Below are 26512 nucleotides of genomic sequence, written 5' to 3' on the forward strand. Positions count from 1 at the left end.
AAATTATATATTCTTATAATACAGCTATTACTTCTATTTCAACTTTAACGTCTTTTGGTAATCTAGCAACTTCTACACAAGCTCTTGCTGGTTTATTTTCTCCAAAATATTCAGCATAAACTTCGTTTATAGCTCCAAATTCATTCATATCTTTTATAAATACTGTAGTTTTTACTACATTTGAAAAATCAGCTCCACTTTCAGCTAATATAGCTTTAAGATTTTTTAAAGATTGAGCAGTTTGAGCTTGTACATCTCCTTCAACTACTTCCATAGTCTCTGGTACAAGAGGAACTTGTCCAGATACAAATAATAAGTTTCCAGCTTTTATAGCTTGAGAGTATGGTCCTAAAGCTGCTGGTGCATCATTAGTATGTATTACTTCATGTTTCATTTTAAAATCCTCCTAATTCGTTAATCTAATACACATAAAATGTATCTTTATACACTATTATACTATTTTTTTTGTATATTATATACACTTTTTATTATAATTCTATAATTTTAAAACCTTTTTCTTCTATAGCTTTCTTTATTTTAGCTATATGGTCATAATCTATTGTCTCTAATATAAATTCCGCACTTTGTTTTCCTAGAGCTTCCCCTGCTGATAATTTACCTTGATTAGCACTTAAAATGTTTCCACCATTCTCACTTATTATTCTAGTTAATTCAGCAAAGTTTCCTGGCTTGTCTTCCATAATTGTACTAAATGAATATCTTCTTCCTTCTTTAGCTAAAGCAACACCTATTATTCTATATAATGTATTTATGTCTATATTACCACCAGATATTATACAAACTACATTTTCATCTTTTGCTGGCACATACTTACCACTTAATATAGCAGCTGTACATACAGCTCCGGCACCTTCTGAAACTATCTTTTGACTTTCCATCATAAATAATATTGATTCTGCAATTTCTGTTTCTTCAACAACAACTATTTCATCAACTAATTCATGTATTATTTCAAAAGTTAAATCTCCTGGAGTTTTAACAGCTATACCATCAGCTATTGTAGTATCATTAAATGCTGTTGTTACTTTTCCATTTTTAACTGATTCTTTCATTGAAGGTATATTTGCAGTTTGAACACCAACTATTTTAACATTAGGATTTAATGCTTTTGCTGCAACAGCAATACCAGAGATGATTCCTCCACCACCAACTGGGCATAATATAGTATCAACTTTATTGTCTAATTGTTCGAAAATTTCAAGAGATATAGTTCCTTGTCCTGCTATAACATATTTATCATTGAATGGATGTAAGAAAGTTGCTCCTGTTTCTTTTTGTATTTCAACAGCTTTTGCATATGCATCATCATAAACCGCACCATTTAAAACTACTTCTGCTCCATACCCTTTAGTTGCACTAACTTTTGCTAAAGGTGCAGTTGCTGGCATTACTATTGTAGATTTTATACCAGTCATTTTCGCCCCTAATGCAACACCTTGAGCATGATTTCCTGCACTTGAAGCTATAACTCCACTTGCTTTTTCTTCATCTGTTAAACTTGCTATTTTGTTACAAGCTCCTCTTAATTTAAAAGAACCTGTTTTTTGAAGGTTTTCACATTTATAGAACACCTTTGCACCTGTTTTTTCGCTAAGTTTAACGCTTTCAAGTAAATCAGTTTTTTTAACTATGTCTTTAATGGTCTCTCTAGCTTCTTTTACATCTGTTAAGGTAACATTTATCATTTTATTCCACTCCCGTAAATCCAATTTTTGTTTATTACTTTATATATAATTCTATATCTTTTTTTTTTAAAAATCAACATGTAAACGATTTTTATAATTTTTTAATTAATCACAAAAAAACTAAAAATACAACAATTGAATACAATAAACACATATCTTCAATTCGTTTAAATTACATTAAATGATAATTTAAAAATATATTTTACAATTTTATCAAAATAACAATGTATTCTTTATTATTTTTATTAAAATTTATATTTTATATTATTTTATTTACTTATAGGCTCTTTTTTTAGCTTTTTTTAACCTTATTAAAGTCAACAAAATAATAATAAATATATATTACTAAACAACTTCAATGTAAAAGAAAGTTTTACTTTATTTTTATTCAAAATTAGAAAACTATACATTAATAATAAAATATAATAAAAAAACTAAAATGCCAATCAAATTGAAGTTTTATTTTATATAGTAATCATTTTTTATTAAAAGGTATTTTTTATTTTAATATACATTTAATAAGGTTAAATAGAATAATCATTTTAATTTTATACTTTACTTTTTCTATAAACCTATTATAATTAAAGTATAATCATTTTGGTAACTTGTTTATTTTATTATAAAAATGTGAAACTTATTACATAAGGAGGAATTTAACATGAAAAATAATACTTATAAAGAAATCAAAAACATATATGGAAAAATAAGCCCTTTTGAATTTAAGGACAAATTAATAGATATTGCAAAATACACTGCAAAGGAAAATAACAGGGAATTACTTGATGCAGGTCGTGGTAATCCAAACTGGACTTGCTCAACTGCCAGAGAAGCTTTTTTTACTTTTGGTCATTTTGCTATTACTGAAACTCGTTCTAATTGGGATTTAGGTCACTTGGCTGGAATGCCTCAAAAGAAAGGTATAAAAGAAAGATTTTTTAAATTTATAAATGAAAATATAGATATGCCTGGAGCATATTTAGCTAGAGATATTATAAACTTTGGTATAAATGAACTTGGATTTGATGGAGATGAATTTGTTCATGAATTAGCCGATGGAATCATTGGTGATAACTATCCACTTCCAGATAGAATGTTACCTCATATGGAAAAAATAGTGCATGATTACTTAGTTCAAGAAATGAAATACGATATATCAGGTAAATATGGTGATGTAGAGATTTTTGCTGTTGAAGGTGCTACAGCTGCCATGTGTTATATTTTTGATTCATTAATGGCTAATGAACTCCTAAAAAAAGGTGATACTATAGCTTTAATGACTCCAATATTTACACCTTATCTTGAAATACCTAATCTTCCTCGTTACGATTTTAAAGTTGTAAATATAAATGCTAATGAAGTTGATGAAAAAGGTGCTCATACATGGCAATACACAAAAAAAGAATTAGAAAAACTTCGTGACAAGTCTATTAAAGCTTTATTTGTTGTCAATCCAAATAATCCTGCATCTATAGCTATGGATGACACATCTTGTAATAACCTAATAGATGTGATTGAGAATTATAACAAAGATTTAATGATAATATCAGATGATGTGTATGGAACTTTTGTAGAAGACTTTTCATCATTAATGTCAAAACTTCCTTACAACACTGTTGGAGTTTATTCTTATTCAAAATATTTTGGAGTTACAGGATGGAGACTTGGTACATTTGCACTTCATAAGAAGAATGTTTTTGATAAGAAGATAAATGATTTAACTGGAGAACTAAAAAAATCAGTAGATAAGCGTTACAGTGATATGAGTCTTAATCCTTCTAGTCTTTCATTTATGGAAAGAGTTGTTGCTGATAGTAGACTTGTTGCTCTTAATCATACTGCGGGTCTTTCTACTCCTCAGCAAGTACAAATGGCATTTTTCTCTGCCTTTGCCTTAATTGACAAAGTTGATGCCTACAAAAAACTTAATATGAGTATTTGTCATAGACGTCAGAAGCTACTGTTTGAAGCTTTAGAGCTTCCAATTAACGAAAGTAAAAATAATGCTGCATATTATACTCAGTTTGATATTGAAGAATGGGCTAAATTAAACTATGGAGAAGACTTATTTAAATTTATAAATAAAAATTCCACTCCAGTAGATGTTCTTTATAAATTAGCTAATGACTATTCTGTAGTCTTACTTAGTGGAAATGGATTCTATGGCCCTGAATGGTCAATTAGAATATCTCTAGCAAATTTATATGATGAAGCTTACACTAAGATAGGAAAAGCCATAAGAGAAATACTAAATAGCTACGTTACTGAATGGCAAAAAACTATTAAATAGTTCTATTACACTGAAATATCTAAATTATATGAATAAAAGAATTTATGTAGACCTTAGCTACTTTTTTTGATATAATCCTATCGGAATTATAAATTTTATTTATGAAAGGCAGAGAATAGTATGAGTATTAAGAAAAAAGTTGCCATAGTTTTTACTGGTGGAACTATATCTATGACAGTAGATGATAAAGTGGGAGCTGCTATACCAACCTTATCAGGGGAACAAATATTATCAATGGTTACCAACATTGATAAAGTTGCAGATGTTGAGGTCTTTAACTTTGATGAAATTCCAGGACCTCATATAACGCCTTATAGAATGATGGAATTAAAAAATTATGTAAATGATTTATTAGCTAGAAAAGATATTACAGGAGTTGTAATAACACATGGTACAGATAGTTTAGAAGAAACAGCTTATTTTCTAGACCTTACAATTGATAATATCAAACCTGTAATAGTCACAGGTGCTATGAGAAGTAGCTCTGAGCTTGGATATGATGGTTCAAGTAATTTATCTGCATCAGTTTGTACTGCTGTATCTAAAGATGCTATGGGCAAAGGTGTTCTTGTAGTTTTAAACAATGAAGTATTATTGGCTTCTGAAGCTACTAAAACAAATACTCTTTCTTTAAATACATTTAAATCTTTAACTAGTGGCCCATTAGGAATAATTGACTGTAATGAACTTGTTCTTACAAGAGATATCGTAAATAGAACAATTATAGATACTGATAAAGTAGAATCTAAAGTTGCTTTATTTAAAGCATATGTAGGAGAAAATGCAGACTTTATAAGATTTGCTGTTGATAGTGGATATAAAGGTATAGTTATTGAGGCAATGGGTAGAGGTAATATTCCTCCTCAGATGCTTTCTGGAGTTGAATATGCTAGAGAAAAAGGACTTCCTGTTGTTATAGTTTCTAGATGCCACTCAGGTAGAGTGTTTGATAGCTATGGTTATTATGGCTCTGGCAGAGATTTAAAAAATCTTGGATGTATATTTGGTGGAGACCTTCCAGGTCAAAAAGCTAGAATAAAACTTATCTTGGCACTTGGAAAAACTGATAATCTTGATGAAATCAAGGATTTCTTTGAAAAAGGAATCTACTGTTAATTATAATAAATCTTAAAATAATAAACCCCTATTACAAATTTTTAATTAATTTGTAATAGGGGTATTATTTTATCTTATAGTTTTGATTTATTTCACAACTACATTAACTAACTTCTTAGGTACAGCAACAACTTTAACTATAGTTTTGCCTTCAACTAATCCTTTTATTTTTTCATCTTCTAAAGCTACCTTTTCCATGTCTTCTTTAGATATATTTGAGTTAACAGTTAATTTTCCTCTAACTTTTCCATTAACTTGTACAACAACTTCTATTTCATCTTTTACTAAAGCTTTTTCATCATACTTAGGCCAATCTATATCAAATACGCTTCCATCTTTACCTATCATAGTCCATAATTCTTCACCTAAATGAGGTGCAAATGGTGCAATTATAGTTACTATAGTTTGTACACCTTCTTTTATAACTGCTTCATTTATATTATCTAACTCTTTATATTTATACATATCATTTATTAATTCCATAAGAGCTGATATAGCAGTATTAAATCCAAATTTTTCACTTAAATCAGCTGTAACTTTTTTAAGTGTAGAATGTATAGTATATCTCATATTTTTATCTTGAGAATTTAATTCTCCAAACTCTACGTCCTTTTTAACTACATCTGCTAACTCATCAACCAATCTATAAACTCTATTTAAGAATCTAAAGCATCCATCAACACCTTGCTCTGACCAGTCTAAATCTCTTTCTGGTGGTGCTGCAAATAATACGAAAAGTCTTGCAGTATCTGCTCCATACTCATCAATTATATCCATAGGTGATACTGTATTACCTTTAGATTTACTCATTTTAGAACCATCCATAAGAACCATTCCTTGAGTAAGTAAGTTTTTAAATGGCTCATCAAAATCTACCATACCCATACTCTTAAATGCTTTTACAAACCATCTTGCATAAAGTAAGTGCATTATAGCATGTTCTACTCCGCCTATATATTGGTCTACTGGATGCCATCTATTAACTAACTCTTTACTAAATGGCTCATTTTCATTATTGCTATCCACATATCTCAAGAAATACCAAGAAGAATCTACAAATGTATCCATAGTGTCAACTTCTCTTCTAGCTGGTTTTCCACAGTGAGGACAAGTTGTTGACATAAATTGCTTTGAAGTAGTAAGTGGAGATTCCCCTTTTCCAGTAAACTCAACGTCAGTTGGTAAAAGAACTGGTAAATCTTCTTTCTTAACTGGAACTATTCCACATTCATCACAATAAACTACAGGTATAGGACAACCCCAATATCTTTGTCTTGAAACTAACCAGTCTCTTAATCTATAGTTAATAGTTCTCTTTCCTCTACCTTCTTTTTCTAATTTATCTATTATTCCTTCAAATCCTTCTGAAGCATCTAATCCATTAAACTCTTCTGAGTTTATCATTTTGTTATCTTCTGTTATTACATCTATTATATCTAAATTATATTTCTCAGCAAATTCTCTATCTCTTTCATCATGTGCAGGAACTGCCATTATAGCTCCAGTTCCATATTCAACTAACACATAATTAGCTATCCATAGAGGAACCTTCTTACCATTTAAAGGATTTATAACGTATCTACCTATAAACATTCCTTCTTTTTCTACATCAGCCGCTGTTCTTTCTATTTCTGTCATTGTATGCATTTTTTGAACAAAAGCTTCAACCTCTGCTTCATATTCAGTACCAGCAACCAATTCTTTAACTAACTCATGTTCTGGAGCAAGTACCATATAAGTAACTCCATAAGTTGTATCTGGTCTAGTTGTAAATACTGTCATAGACTTATCAGTTCCATCTATATCAAAAACTAAGTCTGCTCCTGTACTCTTACCTATCCAATTTTTTTGCATTATTTTAACCTTTTCTGGCCATCCATCTAATGTATCTAAATCATTAAGTAATTCTTCTGCAAATTCAGTAGTCTTAAAATACCATTGCTCTAAATCTTTCTTTAATACTGTTGCTTTACATCTCTCACATGCTCCTTGAACAACTTGCTCATTTGCAAGAACAGTCTCACAAGAAGGACACCAGTTAACATAAGATTTTTTCTTATATGCAAGTCTATGTTCTAAAAATTTCAAAAATATCTCTTGAGTAAATCTATAGTATTCTGGAGTTGAAGTTGCTACTTCTTTATCCCAATCATAGCTAAGGCCTAATAAATTTAATTGTTCTTTCATTTCTTCTATATTTTCCATTGTCCATTTGTGTGGATGTATCCCATGCTTTATAGCAGCATTTTCAGCTGGTAAACCAAAAGAATCCCATCCCATTGGATGAAGTACATTATACCCTTCCATTTTTTTGAATCTTGCGACAACATCACCTATAGAATAGTTTCTAACATGACCCATGTGTATCTTTCCAGATGGATAAGGGAACATTTCTAATGTGTAATAATTAGGTTTTTCAGTTTGTGCTGTATCCATCTTGTATTGATTATTGTCTTTCCAAATTTTTTGCCATTTCGATTCTACTTCTTTAAAATTATATACGCTCATATTTTGCCTCCTATTTTAGTTGTGTTCAACTACCTTATTTAATATTATTTACTTATAATTTCCAAATAATTCCTTGAAAATAAAAAATCCTCGTCACTAAACTTACGTTTAGGGACGAGGATAAATCTTCGCGGTACCACCCTAATTAGCCTACATTATATAGACCCTCTTAGATAGCTTTTAATCCAGCTACGGAAAATAGATTTCAATCTAGTAAGTTCAAAGTTATATAATATTAGTTCTCACCTGCCACTAACTCTCTGAAAAAATATAGTCTTTTACTGCTCTAGTCTATTCAATTTAATATAATTTTTGAAATTTTCTAATTATAATAACATATATTATCATGTTTATGCTAATGTGTCAATATCTATATAAGGTGCATCTTTCCATAATTTTTCTAAATTATAAAATCCTCTGTTTTCCTCATTAAATACATGAACCATTACATCTCCATAATCAAGAAGTACCCAAGTTTGAGTGCTTTGTCCTTCTTTTCCTCTTGGTTCTAGTCCTAGTTTTGATAATTCATCTTCTACATTATCAGCAATAGCTTTTACCTGTCTCTGAGAAGATGCTGTAGTGATAATAAAGTAATCACACAAACTAGAAACCTTTCCTATATTTATTATAACTGTATCTTGACCCAGTTTATCTTCTATGGCATCATATGCTATTTTTGTCATTTGTTCCACTGTCATATAAAATTCCTCACTTTCCTAATTAAAGTACACTTAGTTATTGTAACATATTAATACGATTTTGTAACATAGTCAACTTTAAATTTATTAATATATTTACCTTTATGCAGGTTTTTTATAATAACTTTTCTTTAATTAGATAGTTTCTTGCCATAACTGTTCTTGGATGTATCTCTTCTTCTTTATTGATAACAAACATTAAAGTATTATTAAAAGAAGTCAAAAGTGCTTCATCAAGCTTTCCCCCATATGCTAAATCTCTTAATGTATCTACAACTGGGAATTTTCTTCCTTCTTCAATTAAATCTGCTATGTAAATTATTTTTTCTAAAAGAGACATATCTTCTCTTCCTGTTGTATGATATTTGATTGCATTTATAACATCTTCATCTTCTATTCCAAACTCATACTTACATATGTATGACCCAATTACACTATGAGATAGAGAGCGATTTCCATCCTCTATTGGGTCTAAGTATATTTCATACTTATTTACATAATCTTCTATTTCTTTATCGCTTAAATACTTTGCACAATCATGAATCATTCCTGCTAAACAAGCTTTTTCTTTGTCACACCCATAAATCTCACATAATTTTTCAGCACATTTTGCAACATTTTTTGAGTGGCTAAGCCTCCCCACTGGTAGCATTTGATTTAGTCTCTGGTTAATATTCTCTAAGTTCATTTAATCATCTCCATATTGATATAGTTTATTTTCATATAAATAATTTTCTACATTTTCGGGTACTAAGTAACGTATTGACTTGCCTTCATTTAGCTGTTCCCTTATATATGTGGACGATATATCCAGTGATGGAACATAAACTGTTATAATGTCAGCATCATACTTTTTAGTTAACTTTTCTATAGTCTCTTGTGACCTTAACAAACTAATTCCTGGTCTTGTCGCAGCTATAAAGGTAGCTAACTCAAAGTTTTTCTTTACATCTTTCCACTCTTCAACACTACAAATAGCATCTGCCCCTGTTATAAAATAAATATCTGCATCTTTGTATTTTTTCTTCAAGTATTTTAATGTGTCTATTGTATAAGTCCTTTTTTTTCTTTCGATTTCTATTTTTGAAACTAAAAAATCTTCGTTGCTTTCAGTTGCTAGAAGTGTCATATTATATCTATCATACTTGTCTGTAGTGATACATAGTTTATGTGGTGGATTTCCTGATGGTATAAAGATAATTTTGTCAATGTCATACTTGTCTCTAATAAACTCTGCTGTTGCTAAATGAGCATAGTGTATAGGGTCAAAAGTACCTCCCAATATACCTATTTTGATTTTGCCTTTATGGCGATTAAATTTCTCTAGTTTTTCAGTATTTTTCAATTCCGCCTTCTTAACTAGATTTTCGCTTTTCATATTTTGTCTCCTTTTAATGTTATAATACTATTGTACCATTATTTTTTATTTCTTAAAGCTTATAATTTATTTTTTTTGGTATATAATTATATTTATATGCTAAAAAATGCTTTAAAAAATAATTATTTAACATGTTTTTACTTTACTTTTTAATAAAAATAACTTTTTACTATTTTGTCTTAATTTTGATAAAATATAACATATAAATGTAAGTTTTTTATTAAATTTTATTAGTTGCTTTTGTTAATATAATTACATACAAAAAGGGAGGATTTATGGGCACAATTACTAAGATAGAACAACAAAAAAGAAATGATGATAGAGTTAATATTTATGTAGATGATAAATTTTTTATTGCTATATTTAAAGAACTTGTTTATACATTCAATTTAAAAAAGGGTAATGAAATAAATGAAGAGGAATTAAAACCTCTTTTAGATGATGAGATGTATATAAAAGCTAAAAATAAAGCACTAAATATTTTATCTCACGCTGACCAGTCTGAAAAAAAAATAAAAGAAAAGTTATCAGCAGAATTTGATGAAAACATAATTGATAGAGTTATAGATTTTCTTAAAAATTATAATCTCGTAAATGATAGTGTATTAGCTCAAAAAATAGTTAATACAAATGTTAATTTAAATAGATGTGGTAAAAATAGAATTAAGCAAAATCTATATAATAAAGGTATCAATAGAAGTACAATTGATTAAAAAATAGCTACGCACACTCGTGACTTTAGTCGTGAGTTAGTAGCTAAAGTAGTCAGCATATAGGGAAACTTATATGTAGAGATAGGAAAGAACCTATCCAATACTACTTGAATTGCTGGAAACCCCTAAAGCTAACTAAACTAAAACATAAGGATGAAATAAACCTAAGTGTGAAAGTTACGAAAGTAGAAAAAATTGGTTAGATGGTATAAGGTTAAACCCTAAGTACTTTAAAATGGGCAATCAGCAGGTAAGCTCCGAATAGGAGAAACTTCAACGACTATTCCTCTTGAGGGAAGTACACTACAAGCTATTGGTAGTGGAAGTGGGTAGACCTTAACGGATAATGCCGAAGGATAAGATATAGTCTGTGCTTGCATGAAAATGTAAGAAGTTCATAAGAGAACTGCATAGGTAGTAGCGAACTTATGTGAACGACAACCTCAAAAATGATAAAAGTTAGAACTTACGGTTCTTACATATGTTATTTAGAAATAAATATAAAAACCTTCCAAATAATTGTTTTAAATAATTACGTTTGTTAATATTATAATGGGTGATGAAAAATAGAAGTTACTCGGATATGTATATTAATAATCATAAAAAACAATTAAAGTGAGGTGATAGTAGTGGAAAAAGCTTATAAGTTTAGAATGTATCCAAATAAAAAACAGCAAGAGTTAATTAGCAAAATTTTTGGATGTTGTAGATTTGTATATAATAAATATCTTGCTAAAAAAATAGAAGTTTATGAAAATAATAAAGAAACTTTTACTTATAAACAGTGCAGTTCTGATTTGACCAATTTAAAAAGAGAATTAGAGTGGCTTAAAGAACCTGACAAATTTTCACTACAAAACACCTTAAAAGATTTAGAAAACGCATATAAAAAATTCTTTAAAGAAAATGTAGGATTTCCTAAATTTAAATCAAAGAAAACTAATAGATTTTCATATAGAACTAACTTTACAAATGGAAATATTATGCACCTTGGTCAATATATAAAATTACCTAAACTTGGTATGGTCAAAGTAAGGGATAAACAAGTACCTCAAGGGAGAATACTTAATGCTACAGTATCCAAAGAACCAAGTGGTAAATATTATGTATCATTATGTTGTACTGATATAGATATTAAAGCTTTTGAAAATACTAATAATCAGATAGGTTTAGATTTAGGAATTAAAGAATTTTGTATCTCAAGTTGTGGACAATTTATAGAAAATCCTAAGTATCTTCTAAAGTCATTAAACAAACTTGCTAAATTACAAAGAGAACTATCGAGAAAAACAATTGGTAGTTTAAATAGAAATAAAGCAAGATTAAAAGTTGCAAGACTTCAAGAACATATAGCTAATCAAAGGAAGGATTTTCTACAAAAACTATCTACTAAATTAATACGAGAGAATGATATTATTTGCATAGAGGATTTACAAGTAAAGAATATGACTAAAAATCGTAAACTATCTCGTTTAATTTCTGATGTGTCATGGTCAGAATTTGTCCGTCAATTAGAATACAAGGCTAATTGGTATGGTAGACAAATTGTAAAAGTAGGTAAATTCTTTGCAAGTTCACAAATATGTAATAAATGTGGGTACAAAAACGAGGAAGTTAAGAATTTAAATATAAGAGAATGGATTTGTCCTTGTTGTAATGTAACTCACAATAGAGATATAAATGCGAGTATAAATATACTAAAAGAAGGACTAAGACTAATAACAGTTTAAAATAAATAACTTATGTAAGAACCGTAGGAACTACGGGGATAGCTTGTGGAGAATTGGTAAGACATATTTTAGTATGCAAAATTCTATGAAGCAGGAACCCTGTGACTTTAGTCATGGGAGGTTCAGGAAGCTGTGTCTGAATTGGATAAGGATACTGAATTTGAAAATGCTATGTATCTAGCAAAAAAAAGGTTTGAAAGGGTAAAGAAGGAAGATAAAAAGAAAATATATCAAAAAATTTCTCAACATCTTTCCTATAAAGGCTTTGATTATGATATTATTAAAAGAGTTTTAAACAAACTTTTAAATTTCGATGAATATGATATATAAGTGTAAATACTAAGGAGGTAAATTATGAAATTAATCATTGGTGGTTTAAGCTTTTTATTAGGATTATATAATATATATCAATTATATAGAGAAGATAGTATGAGATAAATATTATTTTTTAGATGTAATATTTATTATGGAGGAGAAATAAAATGAAAAGTCAAAAAAGATTTAAAATTTTAGACATTGATGTATACCTGCAACCATTTGAGTCTGATATAAAAAAGCGAATGAAACACTATGAAGATGTGAAATCAAAAATATTAACTAACTATAAAGATTTTAATTCTTTTGCAAATGCTCACCTTTACTATAGCTTTCATCAAACAAATGATGGATGGTTTTACAGAGAATGGGCTCCAAATGCAGACAGTTTATCATTAATTGGTGACTTTAATAATTGGAATAGAAAATCTCATCTTCTCAAAAAAGTTGGTTCTGGTAATTGGGAGATATTTATTCCTGGTAAAGATAGCTTACCTCACAAATCAGAGGTAAAAGTACAAGTAACTGCAAATGGAAAAACATTTGACCGTATACCACTATATATAAAAAGAGTAATTCAAAAGGATTTTGGTGGATTTAATGGACAAATATGGCAACCAAAAACTCCATTTGTCTGGACTGATAATGAATTTGACTTAAAAAGCATAACTTCTCCACTAATCTATGAATGTCATATAGGCATGGCTACTGAAAACGAATCTATCGGAACGTATAGTGAATTTACTGAAAATATACTTCCTAAAATAAAAAAATCTGGATACAATACTATTCAGCTTATGGCTATTATGGAACATCCATACTATGCATCTTTTGGGTATCAAGTTTCAAACTTTTATGCAATCTCATCTAGGTTTGGTACTCCTGAAGACTTAAAAAATCTCATAAATACTGCTCATTCTATGGGAATTGCTGTTTTATTAGATTTAGTTCATTCTCATGCTGTAAAGAATACTTTGGAGGGAATAAATGAGTTTGATGGAAGTGAACATCAATTCTTCCACTCAGGTTCAAAAGGAAATCATCCTGCTTGGGGTACAAAGCTATTTAACTATGGTAAACCCGAAGTAATCCATTTTTTACTTTCAAACATAAAATTTTGGTTAAATGAGTACCATTTTGATGGCTTTAGGTTTGATGGTGTAACCTCAATGTTATATCATAACCATGGTCTTGGAGTTTCATTTGATAGTTATAAAAAATATTTTAGCATGAATACAGATATTGAAGCCATAACATATCTCCAATTTGCAAACGAATTAATAAAAGAGATTAAACCTAATTCAATAAGTATCGCAGAAGATATGAGCGGAATGCCTGGTATGTGTATACCTATAGAAGATGGTGGAATAGGATTTGACTACAGACTTGCAATGGGAGTACCAGATTTTTGGATAAAAACTATTTCTAACTTATCTGATGAAAACTGGGATTTAGGTAAAATGTGGTATGAGCTTACAACTAGACGTCCTGGTGAAAAAAATATAGGTTATTGTGAATCTCATGACCAAGCGTTAGTTGGTGACAAAACAATTATTTTTTGGTTGGCTGACAAGGAAATGTACTGGAACATGGAAATAGACTCAAATAACCATGTTATCAATAGAGCCATATCTCTAATTAAGCTAATTAAATTAATAACTTTTTCTTTAGCTGGTGAAGGTTACCTAAATTTTATGGGAAATGAATTTGGACATCCTGAATGGATTGATTTTCCACGAGAAGGAAATAATTGGAGTTATAAGTATGCTAGAAGACAATGGAACCTTTCAGAAAATGATACTTTAAAATATAAACAATTATTAAACTTTGATAATGCTATGCTTGAACTTACAAAATACGGTGATGTTTTTATCCAAAATAGCTATGAACTTATACATATGGATAATGATAAAAAACTTTTAGTGTACAGTAAGGGCAAATATTTATTTATATTTAATTTCCATCCTAATCTAATACAGTCAGTCGATATTTCAAAATTTCAAAATACAAACTATAAAACAATACTAAGTACTGATATGATAGAGTTTGGAGGAAATACAAAAAAAGAAAATTTACTAGACTATAATGTATACTTTAGTTCAGCCCCACCATCTTCAAAACTACCTGTTGCCTCTCGTACAGCAATAGTTTTTTTAGATGATAATGTTTAAATATTAAAATATATATTAAAAGCCAAATAACAATTTTAATACAAAAGGTTATTTGGCTAATTTATTTTCTTGTGGTTTAATTACTTTTTAGATTTAATACTATAATTTCCAGCTTTTAATTTGTGGCATTATGTTCATTTTAACAGTTTGACTTTTTAAGGCTTTTCTAAATTTCTCAGTTGAAGAATCCTTAAACATCTTGCTAGAAGAATTCTTAAGGTCTTCCATAGAGTCCCAATGTTGTATCATAATCCATTTTTGGCTTTTTTCATCATACAAAAGCTCTGTATCAATAAAACCAGGTTGTATAGAATGAAATTTCATTTCTAAATCATTTACAATCTCTATAAACTCGTCTTTTGACAAGTTTTCTTCCACACTAAATTCCACTATCTCTGTAATAATTTTCATATACAAAACCTCCAATTTATTTTTCTTATATCATATCAAAAACTAAATTAGAGGTATTGTAAAAAATCGACAGTGTAATTACAAGTAACTATACCTTATATTTTCTTTAATAGTCTTATTCTCACTAATAAATTTAATTGGTGATGTCCCTGAGAATTCTTTAAATTCTTTTATAAAGTGTGCTTGGTCATAGTACTCATTTTCATAAATAAAATCAAAAAGTTCATTATTTTTATAGGTATGAATGAGCTGATTACTTGCCATTTTAAATCTGCATATTCTCTTTAGAATCTTAGGTGTATACCCAGTATACTTTAAACAGCTTCTTTCCAAGGTTTTAATATTTATATTCATATTATCACAAAATGATTTTACATTATTAGAACTATTGCCATATATAAATGAATTCAAAAGCTTTACAGATTTATTTTCAATTAACCCTTCTTCTAATATGGATAATAATACTTCTTCTAAATGTAAGACTGCTTTTTCTATTGATAATATTTTATTTAATGACTCTTCCAATTTTTTTGCAAAGACCTCTGATACTTGTTCTAAATCGACAATTTGACTATTAAACTCTGAAATTGGTATCTTTAAAAATGGATAAAGACCAAATGGATAAAAAGAAATCCCCATAACACGTATATTTCCACGTTGAATAATAAATCCATGTTTATCTCTTATTCCATTAAAATGTATATTACTAGTTGTATAGTTTTGGTTTTCAATTTTATATTCTATAATATCAGAAAGATTAAGAATAATATCTATACTATCTGTGGGTAGTAACTTATTGTTTAACAATATATTTTCATCTGTCTTAAGATACCAAATAAACTTTACCCACGGCTTTAAACGAGCATTTCTAACTGAATATCTTGTAACTGATAACATATTGAGTTAGCCCCTATCCTAAAATATTTTTATTATGTACTTCACCTTAATATTATACAATATAATTTATGCTATCATAAATTTTAATCTACTTTACTATCATTTCATACATTTTTTCAATATTTTAGAAATAGGAAGTGCTATTATAAGACCTATTAATACTTGCATTAAATTACCTGGTATTGAAGTAAGAGGTACTACAAAATTGCCATAAAGTATAACCTCTGTTACATAATATCCAAATAACATCCAAATTGATGAGACAGCTACACCTATTACATTAATTAAAAAATTATTTCCATTCTTGCCATTTGCCCATACAATCTTTCCAAGTAAATAACCCATAATACCTCTAACTATAAAAGTAAATGGAGCCCATAGAGTCCATCCAGATATTAAATCAAAAAGCGACATACCAATAGCACCCGATAAGGCACCTTTCTTACTTCCAAATACTATCGCTGATATGAATAACATCGCTGTTCCTAAATGAACAAGTCCACCATTTATAGATATTGGCAACCTTATATTTATAAATTTAGTTGCAATAAATACTAAAGCTATTAATAGTGAAGTTTCCACCATGTCTTTTGTAGTAAATTTTTGTTTAGCTGTAATTTCCATGCTTCATCCCCCTTGTCTATCTATTAAAAATAATACTTATTAAATAAATCTAACAAACTTTCATTTCCTTTAAATCCTAATGCACTTATGCTCTTATCCAAAACATTTAGTATGTGCTCTATTTTATTTAGATTAGCATTTTCCCCCATGTGACCTATTCTTAAAATAGTGTCCATGTATTGATTTAATGATGTTGCAACAAGTGTATTATAATTTTTAAGCATGTAATTGGTAAGTTTTAAAGCTCCTATACTTTCAGGAATTTTTATAGCTGTGACTGTATTAGAATATCCTTCTTCTAAAAATAATTCTAGACCATATTCCTCAATAGATTTTCTGACACTATAAGCTATTTTTTCATGTCTATCTAATACTTTTTCTATTCCCTCTTCTAATATATTATCAAGAGCTTTATCAAGACCTATTATGTCGCTTATTGGCATTGTATAAGGAAAATATTTTTTTTCATAATAACCTTCCCATATATTTAAATTACAATAAAAACCTATTACATCTGTTTTTCTATTCTTTATGCAATTTTTCGCATCTTTACTTATCCCAACTATAGTAAGACCTGCTGGTGCAGAGATAGCTTTTTGCGAACCACCTAATATTATGTCTATTTTAGATTCATCTACATTTAATCTCTCTCCAACCATACCTGCTACAGAATCAACTACAGTTAATATCCCATATTCCTTAAGTAATGGGCATATTTTACTTACATCGTTTAATAAACCAGTTGGAGTATCACAGTGTACAACTGTTGCATACTTAAAGTTACTATCTTTATCTAAAAATGCCTTTAATTCATCAACATCTATACTTTTTGTATATTTGCTTGAAAAAAGCACATACTCTCCACCATACATTGTTACAAAATCCTTAAAACCTTCTCCATATATACCATTATCAATTACAAGGACTCTATCTCCCTTTTCTGTAAGTGATGCACAAGCTGCTTCAAGCCCTAATATACCTTCACCACTCAATATGTAAACATCATTTTTTGTACCAACTATATTACCAAACTTTTCACACGTTTTTTTATAAAATTCAATAAAATCAACATCTATATCTGGGTTTGTTGTCTTCTCTGCTCTTGCTAACCTTACATTTTCCCTAGTTTCTGTTGGTCCTGGTGCATAATTAATTTTATTGTTCATATATATTCAGCTCCTTTTTATTTTATATACGCTTATTATACAAAATTTTCATTTTATATGGTACAATTTTATGTTTTTTTGAAATTGTACCGATACATTTGCTGATATGAATAATATCCATTTATTAGACATAGCTATTGATTGCACAAAAAATACAGAGCAAACATTATTTTAATTGTCTGCTCTGTATCTATATAATTTAATCTATTTGATTATTTTTTTGTGTGCTTATTTTTATTACTAAAAAACTATCCATTAAATATCCATACTTTATTCACTATATCTTACTCTATCAATAAGTGATTCTTTATTGAAACTTTTTCCTATTAAATAAGTTGTTATAAATTGAGCTATAATAATACATACAGCCATCAATAGGATTGGTACTATTGGTAAAGCATATGTTGCATAAGATAAGCCAGTCTTTTTTAGGAATATAACAGCAATATATCCTAATATTCCTCCAGATAAAATACTTCCTATCATCATTCTAGAAGTATAATATATAGCCTCTGAGTTAAGCATTTTTATTAATTGTTTATTAGTAAGACCAATGGCTTGAAGCATACCAAGTTCTTTCTTTCTAGTAACTATACTAGTTATCATTGTATTTACAAGATTCATAAATCCGATAACACCTATTATACCTGTTAAAGTGTATCCCATTATTTTTATAAATGAAATCACAGCTTTATTTGACTCTATTCTGCTATCTAAAAAATCAGTTTCTAGAAATCCATTAGATTTAGCTATTTTCTTTATGCTATCTTTTATTTCTTGATACTTTCCTTCTTCCGTATATATTCCTAAACTACTTGTTGAATCATTTTTCAAAGTTCTATCTATAAAATCTTTTCCTATACCAAAGCTCGGAGACCCCATAGCTATTGCTTGAACCTTAAATTCTTTTTTTATTACTTTATCTCCATCATATAGAGTTAATTTTATTTTATCTCCTGCCTTTACTCCCATTTCTTTTGCTGTATCAACATGAGTAATTATTATTTCATCTCCTGTTTGCAGTTTTTCAAAATTTATTTTCCCATCTACTAAATTATTATTTAATGATTTCACATCATTTTCATCTACACTTTGTAAAAGGTCATGTTTAAATTCAACATCATAATCATCCATTCCAACCTTTATACTACTTGCAGACTCTATTTTTTTAATTCCTTCTATATTTTTTATTTGATTTAAAAAGTCTTTACTTAAAGGATTATTCATTTGCAAAATATTCAAATTATTTTTAGGATTTTTATCACTATCCATTTCATAACCAGAAAGCCTAACTTCTATATCATAAGGAAAATTTGCTCTTGCCATCTTCTCAGCATCAAAACTTTCTAAGGCAGTTGATACTGTTATAAATATAGTTCCACTCAATATAAGAGATACCAATGTCATGTAAGTACGCTTTTTATTTCTTTCTAAATTAGCTTGTGATAATCTATTTAAATTTATATTTTTATGACCTTTTCTCTTATTTTTATTACTTATTTTATTTCCAGTATACCTTACTGCATCAACTATAGATACTTTTGATGCTACTTTCATTGGCTTTAAAAGTGATAACACAACAGACATAAAGCTTATTACTACAACCAATAATATAACTGGTAATTGTGATGATTTTACATTCATATCCATAACTAATTTTATTATAATATTTGCAAGCGCATAACCTAAAATTGTTCCTATTGGTATTGCAATCCCTGCTAAGATAAAACCTTCCTTAAATACTATATTTTTTACTTGTTTTTTAGTTGCACCAATTGCTCTAAGCTTTCCAAATTCTTGAACTTTTGTAACTATTGAAATATAGAATATATTGTATATTACTAAAATACTAGACAATACGATTACTAACCCTACAAAAACTCCACCCATAATTATTTCCATATCAGGTTTTAAAGCATTTATATAGTTTTCATTTACAACTACATTAATCGTATCCAACCCTATATCATTAGCAATCTTATTTAATCTTGATTTAGCTTGTTCTATCGATAAATTACTTTTATCGTTTAATTTTACATATATATTAAAATCTTCTTGTGACATATCTCTAGTATTTTTCATATATGTTTCTGATATAATAGCAGAATAATATTTACCTGCTTCAGATATTTCACTAGTTTTTAAAATTCCAGTTATAATGAACTCTTTTTCAATTCTATTGTCACTTTTATAGTCATTATAAGCTATTTTTATCTTTTCACCTAAATTTTTATTACTATAACCAAGTGCTTTTAAAGCCCCTCTATCCAACACAATTTCATTCTCTTTTGTTGGTAACTCACCTTTGACAAACTCAAAGTTATTTAATCTTAAAGTATCTTCATTCATGTATGCTAGAGAAATATTTGAATCATCTTCTAGCTTCTCAAAACCTACTCCATTCATTTCACCAGTTAATTCTACATCTGCATGATTACTCAATATATTAGCTTGTTTTTCGTCTACATTGGCTAATACACCATGATAATTACCTGAATACTTTATAGTATTTTCTTTTTGATATGTACCTGCATCAATAATATAAATTCCAATAGATGAAAGCATTAAAGTTGAAAGTATTATAGTGATTATTATTAAAATACTTTTTGATTTATTTTGCTTTAGATTACTTTTTGCTATTTTAGTAGTATTAATCATTTTTACCACCAACCTTTGATACCCTACCATCTTCTATAAATATAACTCTATCAGCCATTTGAGCTATACTATCATCATGCGTTATCATAACTAAAGTTTGACTGTATTTCTTAGACATAGACTTTAGAATACTCATAACTTCATCAGATGTTTTAGAATCTAGGTTTCCAGTTGGTTCATCTGCAAGTATTATAGCAGGTCTTGTAGCTAAAGCTCTTGCTATTGCTACCCTTTGTTGTTGACCACCTGATAATGTATTTGGTAAAACATCGTGTTTATTTTCAAGTCCCAATGATTTTAGAAGTTCTTTTATAAAATGTTCATCCACTTCTCTACCATCTAGACCGATTGGTAATACTACATTTTCCCACACATTAAGAGATGGGATTAGGTTATAGCTTTGAAATATAAATCCTATCTTTCTTCTTCTAAATACAGCAAGTTCTTCTTCTTTTAATGTAAATATATTTTTATTATCTATATATACATTCCCAGATGTAGGTATATCAAGTCCTCCAATCATATGTAAAAGCGTGCTTTTTCCAGAACCTGATTTTCCTATTATTGCAACAAATTCACCTTCATTTATTTCTAAGTTAACATTATCCAAAGCTCTTACTAAACTTTCTCCTGCTCCATAATGTTTTGATAAGTTTTCAGTGTATAGTATTTTCATAAAATTTCCCTCTCATTCTAAGTTATATTACCCCATTTTTTATTACTCTTTATTTTTTGGAGCTGTCTATACTTATATAATAAATGTAGAGGCTTACATTTTCCTTTCATTTAATATTACATAGTTGTAAGAAACAAAGAAAACTTGCTTCCTACCCCTACTTTAGAAGAAACCATAATATTTCCACCCTGTTCTTCTAATATTTTTCTACTTAGATACAATCCTACTCCACTACCTTCTATAGATTCAATTTCCTCAGAGATACCTCTATAAAAACGTTTAAATATATTATTAAATTCACTCTTTTTAATCCCACTACCATTATCCTCTATTATAATTTTAAAATAATTGGCAGTTTCCTCTACAGATATATTTATTTCCCCATTCATTTGTGTGTATTTTACAGCATTATCTAATACATTGAAAATACTTTCTTCAGTCCATTTTTTATCATGAGGTATAATTCTACTATTGAATTCATTTAAATTTAATGTTATATTTTTACTCTTAGCTTTTGGAAGCACACTTTTTACAGCATTTAAAATAGTATTTTTTATATCATTATCTTCTTTTTTTATGTTTATCATGCTAATCTCTAGCCTTGATATGTTAACTAAAGAATTTATTAAGCTTTCTAATTTACTTATAGAATTTTTGTTAGTTACTAAAAACTCTTGAGCTTCGTCTTCCTCTAAGTCTTCTTCTATAAGCAATGTATTATATAATTTTAATGATGCTAAAGGAGTTTTTAGTTGATGGGAAATATCTGTTACTAATGACTTTACACTTTCTTTTTCTTTCTCTAATTTAATAAACTTTATCTTTAAACTTCTATTCAGCTCATATAAACAGTTATTTATCTTGCTAAATGTACCTTCTTTAAAATACTCATTGTATTCTACTAGATAACCAGTATCTTCTAACTCAGTAGAATCCTTCAAGTAATTTTCTTGTGACATCTTATCTACTATAAAATAAATTTTACTCAATCTTTTATTTATGTATCTTATAAAATAATATATTATACCTGTAACAACTATAAACATTACTACAAAAACAGAAACTGATTCTTTAAAAAAGGATTTTAAATATAGTCCAAAATTTTTATCATTTGACATTTTATTTTCTAATCCATATCCAAATTTTTTAAATGCTTTTTCTCCAATAGCCACCTTACTATAATCAGAATTGTAAATAGATTTTACTATATCTATCTCATCATTTGGATATTTCTCAATCAATATCCCAGCAATACTTTGAGTATTTCTTATTTGATATTCATATAATTTATGTAATCTATTATATTCAAAGAGTATAAATACAAGCGTTACTATTAGTACAGACAAGATAGAGCATACAATAACTCTTCTCATTATATAATCATCTTTCATACTCAAGCTATCTTTGACATTCATACTTTTTAACATTTTTTTATACTCCTTTCCCCCCACATATATCCAACACCCCTTACTGTCTTTATATACTTAGGCTCAGATGGATTTTTTTCTACTTTTTGTCTAAGTCTTCTTATATTTACTGCAATCGTATTATCATCTACAAAATTTCCACTATTGTCCCATAAAGATTCTAACAGTTGTTCTTTAGTTAATGTCTGCATTGAATTTTCCATCAAATATCTTAAGAGTTTAGTTTCCGTTTTACTTAAAATTATCTCTTCTTCTTTATCATTTGTTTTTATAATCAACTTATTTTCTATATAATAAAAAAATAAATCATCACAAACCAATAAAGTATAATTTTTTACTGTATTTACCCTTTTCATAAATGCATTCACTTTTGATATTAATACCATCAGACTAAATGGCTTTGTGATATAATCATCTGCACCTAAGTCATATCCTGTAACAATATCCACTTCTTCATCAAGGGCTGTCAACATTATTATATATACATCACTTTTATTTCTAATCTCCTCACAAAAATCAAAACCACTCCCATCAGGAAGACCTATATCGGAAATAATTAAATTTATCTCCTCTTTTACGAAAATATTTTTTGCTTCCTCTATGCTAAATGCATTAAAAACATTGTATCCTTCTTTTTTTAGTTTAAAACTAATTCCCCTATTTAAAGATTTATCATCCTCTAAAAGTAATATATTATTCATCCTTCTATCCTCCATTATCATACATACTAGCTAAATTATATCATACTAGTAAAAGCATTTTATTTATCAATTTATAAATATTTCATAAGTTATTAATTGGATTTCACTTAATTATAAATATACTTAAACACAAAAAAAACAAAGGGCATTAGTATTTATATAACTAATTACCTTTGCTCTTTTATTAGTATCTAAGATTAAATTTTTATTTGCTAACTCTTACTTATTAATTTTTATTTTGACTTTTTGCTTTTTAAATCTTTTTGATTAAAATTTAATAAGTATAGTAATGTACCAGATGCTATAAATACAATCATACTATTTGAAAAACCTAAGTCTCCTGTTTTAGGAGATTTTTCTTTAGCTTCTCTTTTATATACTCCTGTATTAGAACTCTCTATAGGTTTTCTTTTATCTATTTTTTTACTTTTCTCACTATCAGAATTTTTTATATCATTATTAGGTATACTACCTTCATTATCACTAATATTTTCTTTATTTTCCCCTACTATCAATTCACTATCTTGACTCTTACTTGCTATCTCTTTTTTAGACTTGATACTAATTCTTCCATCTACACTTTGTGATATTTCTTTTTTGTACTCTATATATTCAATTACTATACTCTCTAAATTTCCAAAATCATTTAATACTGGCTCTTTTGAAAAGCAACTAAAATCATCCCCACCTGATGCTATATAGTCATTAGTTGCAACTATATACTTTTTATTCAAATCTAATGGCTTTCCATCTTTTAAAATACCAGTTATTTTTTCTCCTTCTTTTTGCTTTGGGTCAAAATAATATGAGATTCCTCCTACTTGTAAAAAGGCTGAATTCTTTTCTGGATAGAGTTTTACTCCTTGCTCTAATACATCTTTAATTTGTGCTCCTGTAAGTTCTTTGGTAACTATCGTATTATTAAAAGGAAATACATCTACAATATCTCTTCTTGTTATGTTCCCTTTTTCTATTGTATCTCTGATATTTCCTCCATTAAATAGAGAAATATCAGCCTTAGTCTTATCAAGTAAAATATCACTTATTAAATTACCTAAATTAGTTTCTTTTGTCCTTACATTTTCATATGAGCCATCTAGAGTGTTTTTTGTTACACCTATAACTTTATCTAATATTTTTTCTTGATGTTCTTTTATTTCATCAATCTTTTTACTTATACTATCATCCAATTCATATTTTAATGCTTCTTCCTTATCTATCAATCTAGCTGATTTATTTTCTATTTTTATATTTTCTATATCACTAGTATTAAGTGTTAGTTTTACTTCGCCAATATTTTCTAGATATTGTCCTGTACTTACAATCAATGTGTCACCAACTTGCTTGCCATTTTCAAATTTAGTATGACTATGCCCATCAATAATTAAATCGATACCTTGTACTTCATTGGCTATATCTATGCTATTTGGCTTACTCAAACTATTAGTACCAATATGGCATATTGCAACTATTACATCTGCACCTTTTCTTTTCAACTCACTTACTTGCTCTGTTGCATATTCTATAGGATTTGCAAATTCTAATCCTTCCACATTTTTAAATCCTGTTTTGCTCTTTGTTTCTTGAGTTGTAAGTCCAAAAAATCCTATTTTTATACCATCTATTTCTTTTATATCGTTACTCTCAAAGACTTTTTCACCATTTTTGAGGATATTTGATGATAAAAATTTTAAAGTGTTATCTCCTGAACTAGCAATTTGTGATAATTCAAACAATCTATCTTTTCCATAGTTAAAGTCATGATTTCCAGGAGTAATGTAGTCATAACCAGCACACTTAATCAATTCAATCGCATTTTTACCCTTGTCCATATTTACTATTGGAAGTCCATGTAAACAATCTCCTGCATCTACTAAAATTGAGTTTGGAGTTTCTTTTTTCAATGTAGCTAGGTTACCTATTTGTATTTGTTCATTACCTTCAGAATATCTTCCATGTATGTCATTAGTGTGAAAAATAGTTATTTCTTCAGATTGCTCTAGCCCACAAGAAATAAAACTCTGACTTGTTGTAATTAGAATTATAATTACCAAAATTAAATATCTTCTAATTTTCAATATAAATTATCCTCCTCAAATTAGTTTTAGCTTTAGTATAAAATTTATATTTTATATAAAACTTTTTAGGTAAATATTAAGCATACATAAGATTAATTAGTATAATTTTTAATATTTATCTATCAATTTAATTTTGTCCATATCCAATTAGTTTTAATCTAATTACATTTTTTCGTATCTATATTTTTCTTTTATTTTATATAAAATTATTTTAGAATCTTTTTAATTGGTCTCTTTTAAAGGTCCATTGAGGTATTGTTAAATCGCCTTCAAAATCTAAACTATACCAAGGGCTTAAGTTTGTATTTTTACGGTTAATAAGAAGTTGAGTTTGTTGTGCAGGCATGTAGCTTTGAGCTATCATAAATATCTTTTCTCCAGTCTTTTCATTTTCTGCCATATCCATGATTATACTTGCATGTCCTGGACTTCCACCAACTATAAACACATCTCCTATTTGCATATCTTCAATTTTTACAGGCTTCAATTCTTTTTCAAGAGATAAAGTTCCTGAATAAGCAAATACTATATCCATAAACTTCCTAAAGCTCTCATATGATGTTGAATATTCAGTCGATTTATACCAACTTGAACCACTATCTTTTACTGAAATTCTATATCCTTCTGCCCATTTTGAATACTTAGCCTTAAAACCATCGACAAAGTCAAAACTTATTTCATCATACCTCTTATTCTGATACAAGTATTCAGCTCTCATAAGCATAATTGCATCTGCACATTGATGTAAATCTCTATTACCAATATCAACATCGAATACACTATCATAAATGCCTTTTGATTCCTTAGTTTTACCATTATAATACTTTACCTTCTCACCATAATTTTTTAACTTAGTATTTCTAAGGAATGATTCGAAACTACCTTTTTCTACATCCACTCTTTTAAAACCTTTTGGTGGCTCATACCTATCTTTCAATATATTTGCATCTTTATGTACTATTATTGCTTGTTCATCTTCTTTAGAGCTTTGAGTTTTCTTAGAACCTTCAATAGTTTTTTTACTTTCTCCATTACTACATCCAACCAAAGTTAATGTAATTAATGACAAAATAGTTATTTTCTTTAGTATTTTCATTAATTTATCCTCCTTTAAATGTTTCTAAAAATAAAATTCAATTTCTTCTCATAAAATTTTTATATATTGCAATACAAAAAAACTATTTGACAATATTTCTTGACTCAAATACACATCTATTGCTATATTTAATGTTAAAATAATTATAATAGG

Annotated in this window: 22 protein-coding genes and 1 other annotated feature; of the genes, 6 read left to right on the plus strand and 16 right to left on the minus strand. The window is 28.2% G+C overall.

Annotated elements, in window-relative coordinates; all coding sequences use genetic code 11:
• Positions 1-13 precede the first annotated feature (13 nt).
• Both ACTG48_RS14475 and ilvA read right to left on the minus strand, forming a co-directional pair.
• On the minus strand, positions 14-394 hold the full coding sequence (locus tag ACTG48_RS14475) for a RidA family protein (protein ID WP_003416451.1): 381 nt from the start codon (positions 392-394) through the stop codon (positions 14-16).
• Between the two features lie 94 nt (positions 395-488).
• Positions 489-1706: a threonine ammonia-lyase gene (gene ilvA, locus ACTG48_RS14480; protein WP_021385388.1), complete on the minus strand. Its 1218-nt coding sequence runs from the start codon at positions 1704-1706 to the stop codon at positions 489-491.
• Positions 1707-2364: 658 nt separating this feature from the next.
• On the opposite strand from ilvA, the gene aspD reads away from it, so the two are divergent.
• Positions 2365-3993: an aspartate 4-decarboxylase gene (aspD, locus tag ACTG48_RS14485; RefSeq protein WP_021385413.1), complete on the plus strand. Its 1629-nt coding sequence runs from the start codon at positions 2365-2367 to the stop codon at positions 3991-3993.
• Between the two features lie 120 nt (positions 3994-4113).
• Positions 4114-5109 carry an asparaginase gene (locus ACTG48_RS14490; protein ID WP_021385532.1) on the plus strand — a complete coding sequence of 332 codons (996 nt, stop codon included), beginning with the start codon at positions 4114-4116 and terminating at the stop codon, positions 5107-5109.
• Positions 5110-5196: 87 nt separating this feature from the next.
• On the opposite strand, the gene leuS is transcribed toward ACTG48_RS14490, so the two are convergent.
• From leuS to nadD, 4 genes are all read right to left on the minus strand, one after another.
• Entirely contained in the window at positions 5197-7617 is a 2421-nt protein-coding gene (gene leuS / locus ACTG48_RS14495; protein ID WP_479917218.1) for a leucine--tRNA ligase, read from the minus strand.
• Between the two features lie 107 nt (positions 7618-7724).
• Positions 7725-7915 (minus strand) — a binding site (T-box leader).
• Positions 7916-7967: 52 nt separating this feature from the next.
• Positions 7968-8318, minus strand: a complete 351-nt coding sequence (gene rsfS, locus ACTG48_RS14500) for a ribosome silencing factor (protein WP_021385550.1) — start codon at positions 8316-8318, stop codon at positions 7968-7970.
• Positions 8319-8433: 115 nt separating this feature from the next.
• Complete coding sequence (gene yqeK / locus ACTG48_RS14505) at positions 8434-9006, minus strand: bis(5'-nucleosyl)-tetraphosphatase (symmetrical) YqeK (protein WP_021385417.1); 573 nt, start codon at positions 9004-9006, stop codon at positions 8434-8436.
• Positions 9007-9696 carry a nicotinate-nucleotide adenylyltransferase gene (nadD, locus tag ACTG48_RS14510; RefSeq protein WP_479917219.1) on the minus strand — a complete coding sequence of 230 codons (690 nt, stop codon included), beginning with the start codon at positions 9694-9696 and terminating at the stop codon, positions 9007-9009.
• Between the two features lie 275 nt (positions 9697-9971).
• On the opposite strand from nadD, the gene recX reads away from it, so the two are divergent.
• The 4 genes from recX to ACTG48_RS14530 all read left to right on the plus strand — a co-directional run bounded on the left by recX (position 9972) and on the right by ACTG48_RS14530 (position 14625).
• On the plus strand, positions 9972-10409 hold the full coding sequence (gene recX / locus ACTG48_RS14515) for a recombination regulator RecX (RefSeq protein ID WP_479917220.1): 438 nt from the start codon (positions 9972-9974) through the stop codon (positions 10407-10409).
• Positions 10410-11029: 620 nt separating this feature from the next.
• On the plus strand, positions 11030-12139 hold the full coding sequence (gene tnpB, locus ACTG48_RS14520; RefSeq protein WP_479917221.1) for an IS200/IS605 family element RNA-guided endonuclease TnpB: 1110 nt from the start codon (positions 11030-11032) through the stop codon (positions 12137-12139).
• A 132-nt stretch (positions 12140-12271) separates the two neighbouring features.
• The gene (locus ACTG48_RS14525) at positions 12272-12469 is read left to right on the plus strand and encodes a hypothetical protein (protein ID WP_479917222.1); all 198 of its coding nucleotides are present in this window, start codon (positions 12272-12274) and stop codon (positions 12467-12469) included.
• Positions 12470-12621: 152 nt separating this feature from the next.
• Complete coding sequence (locus tag ACTG48_RS14530; RefSeq protein ID WP_479917223.1) at positions 12622-14625, plus strand: alpha-amylase family glycosyl hydrolase; 2004 nt, start codon at positions 12622-12624, stop codon at positions 14623-14625.
• A 99-nt stretch (positions 14626-14724) separates the two neighbouring features.
• On the opposite strand, the gene ACTG48_RS14535 is transcribed toward ACTG48_RS14530, so the two are convergent.
• The 10 genes from ACTG48_RS14535 to ACTG48_RS14580 form a co-directional block, all read right to left on the minus strand.
• A complete protein-coding gene (locus ACTG48_RS14535; RefSeq protein WP_479917224.1) occupies positions 14725-15036 on the minus strand; it encodes an antibiotic biosynthesis monooxygenase family protein in 312 nt (103 codons plus the stop codon).
• 78 nt (positions 15037-15114) lie between these two features.
• The gene (locus ACTG48_RS14540) at positions 15115-15933 is read right to left on the minus strand and encodes a DUF6597 domain-containing transcriptional factor (protein ID WP_479917225.1); all 819 of its coding nucleotides are present in this window, start codon (positions 15931-15933) and stop codon (positions 15115-15117) included.
• A gap of 99 nt (positions 15934-16032) precedes the next feature.
• Positions 16033-16557 carry an ECF transporter S component gene (locus ACTG48_RS14545; RefSeq protein ID WP_021385547.1) on the minus strand — a complete coding sequence of 175 codons (525 nt, stop codon included), beginning with the start codon at positions 16555-16557 and terminating at the stop codon, positions 16033-16035.
• A gap of 23 nt (positions 16558-16580) precedes the next feature.
• Entirely contained in the window at positions 16581-17723 is a 1143-nt protein-coding gene (locus ACTG48_RS14550) for a pyridoxal-phosphate-dependent aminotransferase family protein (RefSeq protein ID WP_479917226.1), read from the minus strand.
• Between the two features lie 270 nt (positions 17724-17993).
• The gene (locus ACTG48_RS14555; protein WP_479917227.1) at positions 17994-20381 is read right to left on the minus strand and encodes an ABC transporter permease; all 2388 of its coding nucleotides are present in this window, start codon (positions 20379-20381) and stop codon (positions 17994-17996) included.
• Positions 20374-21057 carry an ABC transporter ATP-binding protein gene (locus tag ACTG48_RS14560; RefSeq protein ID WP_021385402.1) on the minus strand — a complete coding sequence of 228 codons (684 nt, stop codon included), beginning with the start codon at positions 21055-21057 and terminating at the stop codon, positions 20374-20376. The genes ACTG48_RS14555 and ACTG48_RS14560 overlap by 8 nt, the downstream gene beginning before the upstream one ends.
• Before the next feature lie 116 nt (positions 21058-21173).
• Entirely contained in the window at positions 21174-22484 is a 1311-nt protein-coding gene (locus tag ACTG48_RS14565) for a sensor histidine kinase (protein WP_479917228.1), read from the minus strand.
• Entirely contained in the window at positions 22478-23185 is a 708-nt protein-coding gene (locus tag ACTG48_RS14570; RefSeq protein WP_479917229.1) for a response regulator transcription factor, read from the minus strand. The genes ACTG48_RS14565 and ACTG48_RS14570 overlap by 7 nt, the downstream gene beginning before the upstream one ends.
• 233 nt (positions 23186-23418) lie before the next feature.
• Positions 23419-25263: a bifunctional metallophosphatase/5'-nucleotidase gene (locus ACTG48_RS14575; protein WP_479917230.1), complete on the minus strand. Its 1845-nt coding sequence runs from the start codon at positions 25261-25263 to the stop codon at positions 23419-23421.
• 211 nt (positions 25264-25474) lie between these two features.
• A complete protein-coding gene (locus tag ACTG48_RS14580) occupies positions 25475-26359 on the minus strand; it encodes a DUF4846 domain-containing protein (RefSeq protein WP_479917231.1) in 885 nt (294 codons plus the stop codon).
• Positions 26360-26512 lie beyond the last annotated feature (153 nt).

The sequence above is a fragment of the Clostridioides sp. LIBA-6822 genome (assembly GCF_056688955.1).

Excerpts from the sequence above, each read along its gene's own strand:
- ACTG48_RS14475 (WP_003416451.1), bottom strand. The coding sequence starts at position 394 with ATGAAACATGAAGTAATACATACTAATGATGCACCAGCAGCTTTAGGA.
- ilvA (WP_021385388.1), bottom strand. The coding sequence starts at position 1,706 with ATGATAAATGTTACCTTAACAGATGTAAAAGAAGCTAGAGAGACCATT.
- aspD (WP_021385413.1), top strand. The coding sequence starts at position 2,365 with ATGAAAAATAATACTTATAAAGAAATCAAAAACATATATGGAAAAATA.
- ACTG48_RS14490 (WP_021385532.1), top strand. The coding sequence starts at position 4,114 with ATGAGTATTAAGAAAAAAGTTGCCATAGTTTTTACTGGTGGAACTATA.
- leuS (WP_479917218.1), bottom strand. The coding sequence starts at position 7,617 with ATGAGCGTATATAATTTTAAAGAAGTAGAATCGAAATGGCAAAAAATT.
- rsfS (WP_021385550.1), bottom strand. The coding sequence starts at position 8,318 with ATGACAGTGGAACAAATGACAAAAATAGCATATGATGCCATAGAAGAT.
- yqeK (WP_021385417.1), bottom strand. The coding sequence starts at position 9,006 with ATGAACTTAGAGAATATTAACCAGAGACTAAATCAAATGCTACCAGTG.
- nadD (WP_479917219.1), bottom strand. The coding sequence starts at position 9,696 with ATGAAAAGCGAAAATCTAGTTAAGAAGGCGGAATTGAAAAATACTGAA.
- recX (WP_479917220.1), top strand. The coding sequence starts at position 9,972 with ATGGGCACAATTACTAAGATAGAACAACAAAAAAGAAATGATGATAGA.
- ACTG48_RS14530 (WP_479917223.1), top strand. The coding sequence starts at position 12,622 with ATGAAAAGTCAAAAAAGATTTAAAATTTTAGACATTGATGTATACCTG.
- ACTG48_RS14535 (WP_479917224.1), bottom strand. The coding sequence starts at position 15,036 with ATGAAAATTATTACAGAGATAGTGGAATTTAGTGTGGAAGAAAACTTG.
- ACTG48_RS14540 (WP_479917225.1), bottom strand. The coding sequence starts at position 15,933 with ATGTTATCAGTTACAAGATATTCAGTTAGAAATGCTCGTTTAAAGCCG.
- ACTG48_RS14545 (WP_021385547.1), bottom strand. The coding sequence starts at position 16,557 with ATGGAAATTACAGCTAAACAAAAATTTACTACAAAAGACATGGTGGAA.
- ACTG48_RS14550 (WP_479917226.1), bottom strand. The coding sequence starts at position 17,723 with ATGAACAATAAAATTAATTATGCACCAGGACCAACAGAAACTAGGGAA.
- ACTG48_RS14555 (WP_479917227.1), bottom strand. The coding sequence starts at position 20,381 with ATGATTAATACTACTAAAATAGCAAAAAGTAATCTAAAGCAAAATAAA.
- ACTG48_RS14560 (WP_021385402.1), bottom strand. The coding sequence starts at position 21,057 with ATGAAAATACTATACACTGAAAACTTATCAAAACATTATGGAGCAGGA.
- ACTG48_RS14565 (WP_479917228.1), bottom strand. The coding sequence starts at position 22,484 with ATGTTAAAAAGTATGAATGTCAAAGATAGCTTGAGTATGAAAGATGAT.
- ACTG48_RS14570 (WP_479917229.1), bottom strand. The coding sequence starts at position 23,185 with ATGAATAATATATTACTTTTAGAGGATGATAAATCTTTAAATAGGGGA.
- ACTG48_RS14580 (WP_479917231.1), bottom strand. The coding sequence starts at position 26,359 with ATGAAAATACTAAAGAAAATAACTATTTTGTCATTAATTACATTAACT.